The 11,335-nt window shown below is 70.7% G+C and carries 9 protein-coding genes and 1 tRNA gene; 7 read left to right on the top strand and 3 right to left on the bottom strand.

Annotated features, from left to right (window positions below):
• From VKK44_RS27560 to VKK44_RS27545, 4 genes are all read left to right on the top strand, one after another.
• Positions 1-294 (top strand): hypothetical protein, encoded by a 294-nt coding sequence (locus tag VKK44_RS27560; RefSeq protein WP_343444092.1) that lies wholly within the window; start codon positions 1-3, stop codon positions 292-294.
• Positions 291-914 carry an RNA polymerase sigma factor gene (locus tag VKK44_RS27555; protein WP_343444091.1) on the top strand — a complete coding sequence of 208 codons (624 nt, stop codon included), beginning with the start codon at positions 291-293 and terminating at the stop codon, positions 912-914. Before VKK44_RS27560 ends, VKK44_RS27555 begins: the two co-directional genes overlap by 4 nt.
• The gene (locus VKK44_RS27550; protein ID WP_343444090.1) at positions 901-2,802 is read left to right on the top strand and encodes an EAL domain-containing protein; all 1,902 of its coding nucleotides are present in this window, start codon (positions 901-903) and stop codon (positions 2,800-2,802) included. Before VKK44_RS27555 ends, VKK44_RS27550 begins: the two co-directional genes overlap by 14 nt.
• Before the next feature lie 422 nt (positions 2,803-3,224).
• A complete protein-coding gene (locus VKK44_RS27545) occupies positions 3,225-4,685 on the top strand; it encodes an endo-1,4-beta-xylanase (protein WP_343444089.1) in 1,461 nt (486 codons plus the stop codon).
• 230 nt (positions 4,686-4,915) lie between these two features.
• Here the strand turns inward: VKK44_RS27545 and recD2 are convergent, their stop codons facing one another.
• Together recD2 and VKK44_RS27535 are read right to left on the bottom strand one after the other, a co-directional pair.
• Positions 4,916-7,129 (bottom strand): SF1B family DNA helicase RecD2, encoded by a 2,214-nt coding sequence (recD2, locus tag VKK44_RS27540; RefSeq protein ID WP_343444088.1) that lies wholly within the window; start codon positions 7,127-7,129, stop codon positions 4,916-4,918.
• Positions 7,123-7,809 carry a nucleoside/nucleotide kinase family protein gene (locus VKK44_RS27535; RefSeq protein WP_343444087.1) on the bottom strand — a complete coding sequence of 229 codons (687 nt, stop codon included), beginning with the start codon at positions 7,807-7,809 and terminating at the stop codon, positions 7,123-7,125. The genes recD2 and VKK44_RS27535 overlap by 7 nt, the downstream gene beginning before the upstream one ends.
• Before the next feature lie 207 nt (positions 7,810-8,016).
• On the opposite strand from VKK44_RS27535, the gene VKK44_RS27530 reads away from it, so the two are divergent.
• From VKK44_RS27530 to VKK44_RS27520, 3 genes are all read left to right on the top strand, one after another.
• Positions 8,017-8,089 (top strand) — tRNA-Lys (locus tag VKK44_RS27530).
• 424 nt (positions 8,090-8,513) lie between these two features.
• On the top strand, positions 8,514-8,690 hold the full coding sequence (locus tag VKK44_RS27525) for a hypothetical protein (protein WP_343444086.1): 177 nt from the start codon (positions 8,514-8,516) through the stop codon (positions 8,688-8,690).
• A 197-nt stretch (positions 8,691-8,887) separates the two neighbouring features.
• The gene (locus VKK44_RS27520) at positions 8,888-9,898 is read left to right on the top strand and encodes a LacI family DNA-binding transcriptional regulator (RefSeq protein ID WP_343444085.1); all 1,011 of its coding nucleotides are present in this window, start codon (positions 8,888-8,890) and stop codon (positions 9,896-9,898) included.
• 148 nt (positions 9,899-10,046) lie between these two features.
• Here VKK44_RS27520 and VKK44_RS27515 read toward each other — a convergent pair whose 3' ends face one another.
• Positions 10,047-11,333, bottom strand: coding sequence for a glycosyltransferase 87 family protein (locus VKK44_RS27515; protein WP_343444084.1), 1,287 nt, complete (start codon positions 11,331-11,333; stop codon positions 10,047-10,049).
• Positions 11,334-11,335: the final 2 nt, after the last annotated feature.

The raw sequence follows: 11,335 nt of genomic DNA, 5'->3' as shown, positions 1-11,335 counted from the left end.
ATGAACGAAGCGCTGGCGGAACCGCTCACCGGCTACCAGGTGATGGCCGTGACCGTAGCCGTCGCCGGAGTGGTGGGAGGCTTGGTGCGGGCCTGGGTGGCATACCGGGCGCGGTTACACGAGGAACGCGAGGCGACAACACGTACGACAGCCCGGGTGACCTGGCTGATCCGGCTCGCGGAGGCCGACCACGACCTGGTGCGGATCGTGGAGCGTGATCGCGACGGGCATCGCGAGGTGGAACTGGGCGGTCGCGACCTGCCGAAGTCCGACCCCACCCGGGAGGCGGCGTGAGCGACATCGAGGGGACCGCCGCCCGAACGCCGGATGCGGCCGGCAGTGCGGACGCGCGCAAGGCGGAGGGCGCTCGTCTGAAGGCCGAGCACGACCAGGAGTTCGCCGCCTTCGTCGAGGACTCCTACCACAGCGTGGAGCGGATTCTGCGATCGGTGTGGTGGGACCGCGAGCTGGTGGCGGATGCGCTGCACGACGCGTACCTGCGCGCGCGGGACAAGTGGCCCAACCTGCGGGAGCATGTCCGGCCGATCGGCTGGATCGTGTGCACGGCCCGGTTCCACATCTTGAAGGACCGTGAACGGCGTCAGCGGGAAGCCGCGGTGGCGCCGGAGGACCTGCCGCCGGCGCCGCACTCCGACATCGCGGACGAGTGGGAGGCGCAGGAGACGTTGCGGAGCTGGCTGCTCCAGCTTCCGGCCCGGCACGCCGAGGTGTTCCAGATGCACCGGGAGGGCTTCTCCAACCGGGAGATCTCCCGCATCCTCGGGCTGACCGAGAACAGCGTCCGCTGCTACAAGGCCGCTGCCAAGAGAGGTCTTGGTGAGCTGGCCGAGAAGGCCGGCTTCACCCGTTCGGACGGCCGCCGGCGTCAGGGGGAAAGCCGTGGATCTCGATGACATCCTGGCGTTGGCCCAGACCAGGCCCAGCCCGTTGGAACTGGCCCGCGCCCGCCGCGTCGCGCGCACCGTGCAGAGCCGCTACGACCTCTCGCTCACCGAGGGCTACGAGATCATGGTCGACACCGATCTCGTCGACCCGATGACCGGGGAGGTCGACGAGGCGGCCAGCGTGGCGCGCGTCGCCGAGCTGTCGAAGCTGGGCACGATCACCTGGACGGCCGCCCGACCCGGTCGCCCGGGACGGCTCTTCTGGTCGGACGACATGGCGATGATCTTCGGGCACGCGCCGGGAACATGGCGACTCACGCCCGAGACGCTCTTCGCATTCGTCCATCCGAGTGACGTCCGACGGGTCCGCGGGGCGGTCCGGGCGGTGTGGGAGCGGAGCGGCCCCGGCGAGGTCGGTTTCCGGGTGGTCCAGCCGGGGGGCCGCATCCGCCACGTGCACTGCCACCTCGAAATCCTCACCGCCGAGGACGGTCCGTCGGGGATCATCGCGACCGGGGAGGATGTCACCGCGCTGGAACTCGCCCGGCAGGAGCGTCGGCGGCTCGCGGTCCGCAGCCGGATGCTCAGCGCCGACCTGGCGGTGCCGGACGTCCTCACCGGACTGCCGACCCGCGATTTCGTGATCGACGAGGTCGACCGGGCGCGTCGCAAGACCGGCGGAGCGCTCGTCGTCGTGGCGACCGAGCCCGCCAACCGGCTGCCCGACCCGCTCACCGACGAGGACCGCGACCAGGTGACGGCGGAGGTCGCCCGCGTTCTCCGCACGGTCGTCGGGGAGAGGATGACCGGTGGACTGGTGGGCTCCGGCTCGTGGGGCGTGCTCCTCGCCCCGGCCGACGAGTATCCGGAGACCGCGGAGAGCCTGGCGGGCAGGATCGTCGACACGTTCCGGAACCACCTGTTCAGCGTGCGGCAGAAGCCGTTGCGGCTCAGCGTCTCGGCCGGGGTGGTGCACTTCGGCAGCGACGTGCCCGCCACCGGGTTCGACCTGCTCATCGACGGCGAGAACGCGGCCCGTGACGCGCGCCGGAACGGCACCGCCGTCGCCGTCCTCGACCAGCCGGTCGAGGAGAGGGAGCGGATGGAACGATGCCGCGACCGGATCCGTCGCGTGGTCTCGGCCGACAGGTTCGCCCTCTATGCGCAGCCCATCGTCGATCTCCAGCTCAACCAGGTCACCCGCCACGAGATTCTGCTGCGGGTGCGGAGCGACACCGGTGAGCCGGTCGCACCCTGGGCCTTTCTCGACATGGCCGAGCGGGTCGGGGAGATCCTCACGGTGGACAAGTGGGTCGTCGACCACGCCCTGGAGTTGATCGGCCGGGGCGCCCAGACCTCCCACTACCAGGTCAACATCTCCGGCAGGTCGCTCGCCGACCCGGGGCTGCTCGCCTTCGTGACCGGGGCGATCGACAGGCACGGCGTCAAGCCGGAGTGCCTGACGTTCGAGATCACCGAGACCGCCCTCATCGAGAACCGGAACGAGGCGCTGGCCTTCGCGACAGGGATCAGAGCAGCCGGCTGCCACCTGGCACTGGACGACTTCGGCACCGGCTACAGCACGCTCACCCATTTGAAACAACTCCCGGTGGACCTGGTCAAGATCGACGGGACGTTCATCGTCGACCTCTGCCGGTCGCCGGCCAGTCAGGCCCTGGTGTCCATGCTGGTCAAGCTCTGTGAAGCGCTCGGCATCCGGGTCGCCGCCGAGTACGTCCAGGACGAGCAGACCATCGAGCTGCTGCGGGACCTCGGGGTCGACTTCGCGCAGGGCTACCGGACCGGACGACCCGAGCCGATAACCGTCAGCCGGCAGGAGGCGCAGACGGTCGAACTGGAACTGCGGTTCCCGCCGCAGTGCACCGCGCTCGGCTGATCGTCGTCGGGCGCGGTGCGAGCCGCGGCCCGGGCCGGAGCGCCCCCGACGACCGAGCCACCGTCCCGGATCAGGGCGGACGCCTGCTCCTGGAGGTCGGCGGCGTCGGCCTCCGCGTCCCAGCCCGGCTCGGCGGTCGCGGTGACGTCGGTGCCGAGGCTCCGCACGGACTCCCCGCCACGACGGCGGTGCCGACTCGGGGACTGGAAGTTTCGGCGGTTGTGTCGGGCGGGGTGGTGGGGTCATTGACGTTGACCGATCAACATGTCGCGAGTATGTTGCGGTGGAGTTACCGGTAGCTTTCCGGAAGTTTCGGGGCCGGTGACCCGGACCGCGCACCACCGTCCCGGTGGTGTCCCCGCCAGGTGCGCGGTCCGTGCACACAGCCTTGCGCATCCTCGTCCGATATGCAGAGGAGTGTCATGAAACGTCTACTGAGGCGTGGCCCCTACCGCCTGCTGCTGGCCGCCACCGCCGGCTCGCTGGCCCTGGCCGGGGCCGCACTGTTCGTGCCCGGTCCGGCCCAGGCCGCCAGCACGCTGGGCGCCGCCGCCGCGCAGTCGGGCCGCTACTTCGGCACCGCCATCGCCGCGGGCCGGTTGAACGACTCGACGTACAGCACGATCGCGGCGCGTGAGTTCAACATGATCACGGCCGAGAACGAGATGAAGCCGGACGCGACGGAGCCGAACCAGAACCAGTTCAACTTCTCCGCCGGTGACCAGATCTACAACTGGGCCACCCAGCGTGGCCTGAAGGTGCGCGGTCACACGCTGGCCTGGCACGCCCAGCAGCCCGGCTGGATGCAGAACATGCAGGGCAGCACGCTGCGCAACGCGATGATCAACCACATCAACGGTGTGATGGCCCACTACAAGGGCAAGCTCGCCGCGTGGGACGTGGTGAACGAGGCGTTCAACGAGGACGGCAGCCGCCGCAACTCCAACCTCCAGGGCACCGGCAACGACTGGATCGAGGTGGCGTTCCGCACCGCGCGGGCGGCCGACCCGTCGGTCAAGCTCTGCTACAACGACTACAACATCGAGAACTGGTCGTACGGCAAGACGCAGGGCGTCTACCGGATGATCCAGGACTTCAAGTCCCGGGGAGTGCCGATCGACTGCGTCGGTCTCCAGACCCACTTCACCGGCGGCAGCTCGCTGCCGAGCAACTTCCAGACCACGCTGTCCAGCTTCGCCGCCCTCGGCGTCGACGTGGCGCTGACCGAGGTCGACGTCACCAACTCGTCGACCTCGCAGTACCAGGGTCTGACCCAGGCGTGCCTGAACGTGCCGCGGTGCATCGGCATCACCGTGTGGGGCGTGCGCGACAGCGACTCGTGGCGCTCCAACGAGAGCCCGCTGCTGTTCGACGGCGGCGGCAACAAGAAGGCCGCGTACACCTCGGTCCTGAACGCGCTCAACGCGGCCGGCCCCGGGCCGACCACCTCGCCGACCGCGACGCCGACCTCCGGGCCGACCACGCCGCCGCCGTCCGGCGGCGCCAGCCGGATCGTCGGCAGCCAGTCCGGCCGGTGCGTCGACGTGCCCAGCTCGTCGCAGACCAACGGCACCCGGGTCCAGCTCTACGACTGCCACGGCCAGACCAACCAGCAGTGGACGTACACCGGCAGCAAGCAACTGACCATCTACGGCGGCAGCCGCTGCCTCGACGCGGCCGGCTCCGGTAACGGCGCGGCGGTCCAGATCTACGCCTGCAACGGGCAGGCCAACCAGCAGTGGAACGTCAACTCCAACGGCTCCATCAGCGGCGTGCAGTCCGGCCGCTGCCTCGACGTCTGGGGCACCGCCAACGGCCAGCAGATCCAGCTCTACGACTGCAACGGCCAGGCCAACCAGCAGTTCCGGCTCGTCGCCAACTGACCGACAGGCGGTGGCTCACCGTTGCGACGGTGGGCCACCGCAGTCGTCGGCCAGGTCGTCGTCCTCGCAGGTGCGGCCGTGCGCCATCAGATCGCGGAAGTCCGCCATCTTGTGCCGCATCACCCGCAGGCCTTCGTCCAGCTCGGCGCGGCGGCGCCGTTCCGCGACGCTGGGCGCTGGAGTTCACTCCAGCGCGAGCTCCCGCCCAGCGGAGGTGCCGACTCGGGCCGCTACGCGAGGCGGTGGTCGAGGGCGGTGTGGCGGCGCCCGGCGCCGACGGTGCGGACGGCGGCGGCGAGGGCGCGGCGGGAGCCGACGAGGACGACGAGTTGCTTGGCGCGGGTGACGGCGGTGTAGAGCAGATTGCGTTGCAGCATCATCCAGGCGCTGGTGGTCAGCGGAATCACCACGGCCGGATACTCCGAGCCCTGGGAACGGTGGATCGTCATGGCGTACGCATGGCTGAGTTCGTCCAGCTCGTCGTAGTCGTACGCGATGCTCTCGTCCTCGTCGGTGCGGACGGTGAGGGTCTGGTCCTCGGGGGAGAGGGCGGTGACGATGCCGAGCGTGCCGTTGAAGACACCGGCCCGGCCCTTGTCGTAGTTGTTGCGGATCTGGGTGACCTTGTCGCCGACACGGAACACCCGACCGCCCATCCGCCGTTCCGGTTGCCCCTCGCGGGGCGGGGTGAGTTTCTGCTGCAACAGGTTGTTGAGCGCGCCGGCGCCGGCGGGGCCGCGGTGCATGGGGGTGAGCACCTGCACGTCGCGGCGGGCGTCGAGGCCGAACCTGGCCGGGATGCGGGTGCAGGCGACGTCGACGGTCAGGGCGGCGGTGGCGTCGGTGTCGTCGCTGGCGAAGAGGAAGAAGTCCGGCAGCCCCTGGACGACGGGTGGGCGGCCGGCGTTGATGCGGTGCGCGTTCGTGACGACGCCGGACTGGGCGGCCTGGCGGAAGATCTGCGTCAGCCGCACCCGGGGAATCGAGGGGGCGGCGAGCAGGTCGCGGAGCACCTCACCGGCGCCGACGGACGGAAGCTGGTCGACGTCACCGACGAGCAGCAGGTGCGCACCGGGCGGGATGGCCTTGACGAGCTTGTTGGCGAGAATGAGGTCGAGCATGCTCGCCTCGTCGACCACGAGCAGATCGACGTCGAGCGGGTTGTCGCGGTCGTAGGAGGCGTCACCGCCGGGGCGTAGCTGCAACAGCCGGTGCACGGTGGCGGCCGGATGGCCGGTGAGTTCGGCGAGGCGTTTCGCGGCCCGGCCGGTCGGCGCGACGAGCGTGACCTTCGCCTTCTTCGCGGCGGCCAGCTCGACGACCGAGCGTACGGTGAAGCTCTTGCCGCAGCCCGGACCGCCGGTGAGCACCGCGACCTTCGAGGTCAACGCGAGCCGGACGGCCTGCTCCTGTTCCTCGGCGAGGTCGTTGCCGGTGCGGGCCCGCAACCACTTCTGAGCCCGGTCCCAGTCGACGTCGTGGAAGTGGGGCAGCCGGTCGGCCCGGTCGCGCAGCAGCCGGGTCAGGGACCCGGCCAGCGACTGCTCGGCGCGGTGGAACGGCACCAGGTAGACCGCCGGCACCGGTGCCCCGTCTCCGGCGGGCAGTGTTTCGCGGACGACCCCCTCGTCGGCCACCAGGTCGTCGAGGCAGCGGACGACCAGGTCGGGGGGCACGTCCAGGATCTTCGTCGCGTCCGCGACCAGCTCCGGTTCGGGCAGGTAGCAGTGCCCGTCGTCGGTGGCCTCGGAGAGCGTGTACTGGAGGCCGGCCATCACGCGTTGCGGGCTGTCGTGCGGGATGCCCACGGACCGGGCGATGGTGTCGGCGGTCTTGAAACCGATGCCCCACACGTCCGCCGCCAGCCGGTACGGCTCCTTGGTCACCACGTCGACGGAGGCGTCGCCGTACTGCTTGTAGATCCGTACCGCCAGCGAGGTGGACACGCCGACGCCCTGGAGGAAGACCATCACCTCCTTGATGGCCTTCTGCTCCTCCCACGCGGCGGTGATCTTCGCCGTACGCTTCGGTCCCAGCCCCGCCACCTCGATCAGCCGGGCCGGCTCGTCCTCGATGACCCGTAACGTGTCCAGGCCGAAGTGCGCGACGATCCGCTCGGCGAACACCGGCCCGATACCCTTCACCAGGCCCGAACCGAGATAACGTTGAATGCCCTGGATCGTCGCGGGCAGCACGGTGGTGTACGACTCGACCTCGAACTGCCGGCCGTAGCGCGGGTGCGACGACCAGCGTCCGTGCAGGCGCAGGCTCTCACCGGGCTGCGCGCCGAGCAGTGCGCCGACCACTGTCAGCAGGTCACTGCCCCGCTCGGTGGCCACCCGGGCCACCGTGTAACCGGTCTCCTCGTTGACATAGGTCAGGCGCTCCAGGACCGCTTCCAGCGTGGCCAGCGGTGGACGGGGTGCGGCGGTCACGGTCACCATCCTGCCTCGACAGCGCGGCTCTCCCAGATCGGCTGCCGCGGCTCGTCGTTGTGCACGACGATGTCGGCGTGGTCGGTCGGGCGGACCGTGGCGAAGTAGAGCTGTTGGGCGGGGATGTACCGCTCCCGCCAGCGTCGTTCGACGTCGGCCCGGGACGACACCTGGCGCTCCCGGATCACGGCACGATCCACTGTCCTGTCGAGCGCGGTCGACACGAAGACGCGCAGGTCCCACCGGTCGAGCAGTTCGGGGCGCATCAGGAAGACACCGTCGAAGACCAGCACGGCGCCGGCGGGGGCGGTCGTGACCGGCGGGGACAGGACCGCATCCGTGGTGTGGTCGTATACCGCGGGTCGGAAGCGCCGGTCCCCGTCCGGACCGAGCGGGTCCAGCAGCACCCGGGTCAGTGATTCGTAGTCGTGGGTGTCGAAGTAGCAGCCCTCGGCCGAGTACTCGCCGCGCGGGTAGCGCCGCGCGCGGGGAAACAGGAAGTCGTCGATCGTCGCGCGGATGACGTCGCGGCCCCGCTCGCGCAGGACGGCGGCCAGCTCGTCGGCGAGGGTGGTCTTACCGGCGGCGGGCGGCCCGTCGACGGCGACCCGCGTCGGGTGGGCGACGGCAACGGACCCGACGGCCTCCGCCAGGTGGTCGAGCAACTCGTCACGGGTACCGTGCGCCACGTCCGGCCGCCGTCCTGTTCTTGCGAAGACGTCGTATCGGCCAACCTTATGCGAGTTGTGGTCGGTCGCCACGTGCGGACGGTACGTCCGGATCGGGGGTGAACCGGTGCCACGGCACGACCAGAACCCGTACGGCGAGAGCCGTCCGCGCAGGCCGGGCGGACCTCAACCCCCGGGCCGGTGATCGGGTAGCCTGATGGCCCAGCGGGGCCGTTAGCTCAATTGGCAGAGCTGAGGACTTTTAATCCTTAGGTTCTGGGTTCGAGTCCCAGGCGGCCCACTGGCACGTGTCCGCTCGGATTCGGCGAGCGTCGTGCGGAGCGCCCGCGTCGCGTTCGGCGTGGTGACGGCGTCGGCCGTCGTCCGGGTGAGCGCCTCGTGGCCCGTTAAGCCCGCCCGTGGCCCAGTGGCCGCCACCTTCGCGTTCACCGCTGCCGCCGTCTGCCCGTTCCCGCCCGCCGCGCGCCGTTCGGCAGCCGCGGTCACCTCGTCCACTGCTCCCGCGCGCCGCCGTGTCCGCGCGGTCCGGACCAGCTGGGCGGGCCGCCGGTGCGGCGGTTTCCGACCACCATCTGGCGCTCCCGACCGGCGGTGGCTCCCCATCGATCGATGACGCTGCAAGACAGCCTCTTGACCGGTACAGAAAACCTCGCTACTGTACCGGTATAGAAAGAAAGCAGCGCCGATCAGTCAGGGAGTCAGTCATGGAAATGCCCGCCGCCTTCGTCACCGCCGTCAACGCCGTCGACTACGAGTTCGCCAGCGCCCGCCCCAACGCCCCGGTCGTCCCGCACGTGGAGAAGCCGCAGCGCACCAGGTTCGTCCGCGAAGCTCTCGCCAGGCGCCTCACTCGCGCCGCCAAAGCGGTCAAGCTGGCCTGACCCCGGGCTTTGATAACCTGGTACCAGCCGGTAGACATCGGCGTCCGCCGACCCAGGTGGCGGGCGCCGGACCTGAAGACCGATCCGCCGTCAGGGCCCCTCGGCCCCTGACGGCGGACACAGTTGCAACGACTGGTGGTGGCGTGGCGTCCCGGGTGACACTGCAGACGATCGCTGACCGGGTCGGCGTGAGTCGGATGACCGTGTCGAACGCCTTCTCCAAGCCCGACCAGCTCTCCGCGGCGCTGCGCGAGCGGATCCTCACCGCCGCCCAGGAAGTGGGCTACGTCGGCCCCGATCCGGCGGCCCGGGCCCTGGCCAAGGGCACCACCGGCGCCGTCGGCATCGTGCTGACCTCCTCGCTCCGGTTCGCCTTCACCGACCTGGTCGCCACCAGCTTCCTCGGCGCGGTCGCGGAGGAACTCGGCCCGACCGGCCTGTCGCTCACCCTGCTGACGTCGTCCGACGACGGCGCGATCATTCCGGCGCGCGACGTGGCGATCGACGGTGCGGTGGTCTACTCGTGCGACCCCACGTCGACGGCCGTCCAGTTCCTCAACCGCCGCAAGCTGCCCCTGGTCTACGTCGACCAGGTGCCGGTCGACAAGATCCCCGCCGTCAACGTGGACGACCGCTCCGGTGCCCGGGCCGCCGCCCAGCACCTGATCGACCTGGGGCACCGGCGGATCGGCCTGCTCCTGTCCGGCCTGCACGGCACGCACGGTCTGGTCACCGCGGCCGACCTCACGGCCGAAGGCCACGCCTCCACGCAACGGATGCTCGGGTGGCGCGACGCGCTCGACGCGGCCGGCATCGATCCCCTGATGGCTCGACAGAGCGGCGCCGACCTGGAGCAGGCGAAGGCGGGCGCCCGACTGCTCCTGGACCGGCCCGACCGGCCCACCGCGCTGCTCTGCTTCTCCGACGCTGTCGCCTACGGCGCGCTCCGGTGCGCCGAGGATCTCGGCATCGACGTTCCCGGCGAGCTGTCGGTGGTCGGCTTCGACGACAACCCGCTCGCGGTGCAGATCCGGCCCACCCTGACCACCGTGCGTCAGGACGTGCAGGCCAAGGGGCGGCTCGCGGCGGCAGCGCTCAGCCGCGCGATCCAGGACAATCTCGCCGGCCGCCCGATCACCGCCGAACACATGCTGCTCCCCACCGAACTGGTCGTCCGGGACAGCACCGCCCCACCCGCAGCGCGCTGATCACTCCGCGATCCGCCCGCCACCGCGCCCACCGGCGTCCGCGTCCGCCGTCGTGCCTGCCCTGCCTGACCGGCGCACGTCACCGGACCGGACGACGCCGCGGGGGACGACGCTGTCACGTCGTCCCCCGCGGCGCCGGCACGCCCGTCTAACCCGTCACGGCCCCCACGGGCTCACGGATCAGCATCCGTCCGGCGGGCTCGACCGCCGGCACCCGACCGGCCCGACGGAGCCAGATCGGGCCGGCCAGGAGGAGCAGCAGGCCGGTCAGCGGGAACAACGCGGCGATCACCTGCTCCCAGCCCGCCAGCGCCATCGGCGCCGGCGGCGACTCCTGGATGCCCAGCAGCGAGAAGACCCGGACCGAGAAGACCGTCACCAGCCCGACCGTCAGCGCGGCCAGCGCGGCGGAGCGGTTCCGGTAGGCCTCGACCGCGAGCCAGACCAGCAGCGGGATCACGTACACCCAGTGGTGTTCCCAACTCACCGGCGAGACCAGCAGCCCGGTGATGGCGGCGGCGGAGAAGCCCAGGAAGTCCGAGCCGTTCCGGTGGACGTAGCGGGCCACCGCCAGCCCGACGACCGCCACGACCGCCAGCACCACCAGCCACCAGTGCGCGAACTGGGTGCTCGACACCCCCCGGGCCATGGCCCCGGAGAGCGACTGGTTCGGGGTGTCCCACACTCCACCGGCCCGCGACGAGTGCAGCACCAGGCCACCCCAGTACCGCGCCGCGTCCGCCGGCAGCAGGACGAAACCGAGGGCGACCGTGCCGAGGAAGGCCGCCGTGGCGGTGCCGGCCGCGCGCCACTGCCGGGTCACCACCAGGTACGCGATGAAGATCAACGGGGTGACCTTCAGCCCGGCCGCGATCCCGATGCCCAGTCCACGCCACCGGCCGGTGTAGCCGCGGAAGTCCAGCAGCACCAGCAGCAGGAGGAACATGTTGATCTGGCCGGCGATGAGCTGGATCCGTACCGGCAGCAGCCAGGTGGCCAGGAGGAGCACGACCAGGGTCAGCACGGCCCGGGTACGCGGGGTGCGGACTCCGGCGATGCCCAGCGAGAGCCAGGCGACCGCGCCCAGGGCGATCAGCGACAGCGTGTTCCACACCAGGCTCGCCGCACCGATCGGCAACAGGGACAGCGGTACGAAGAAGAGGATCGCGGTCAGCGGCGGGTAGAGGTAGGGCATCGGCCCGTACATCGGGTTCTGGATCGCCACGTCGTAGAGCGACGTGCCGTGCCGCACCGCCTCGCCGCTGGCCAGGTAGACCTTGAGGTCCACCGTCCACCGCAGCGCCCAGTACGGGTCGCGGGTGAAGATCGCCTCGGCGATCACGGCCAGCGCGAGCGCCGCGATCACCACGGCCGCGATCGTGCCGATGTTGAGCCGTCGGCTCGATGGCAGTGATTCGATCTCTGTCGTCCGCATGG

Origin of the sequence: Micromonospora sp. DSM 45708 (assembly GCF_039566955.1) — a bacterium.
Taxonomy (GTDB): Bacteria; Actinomycetota; Actinomycetes; order Mycobacteriales; family Micromonosporaceae; genus Micromonospora.
This window is presented reverse-complemented; position numbering and strand designations above follow the sequence as displayed.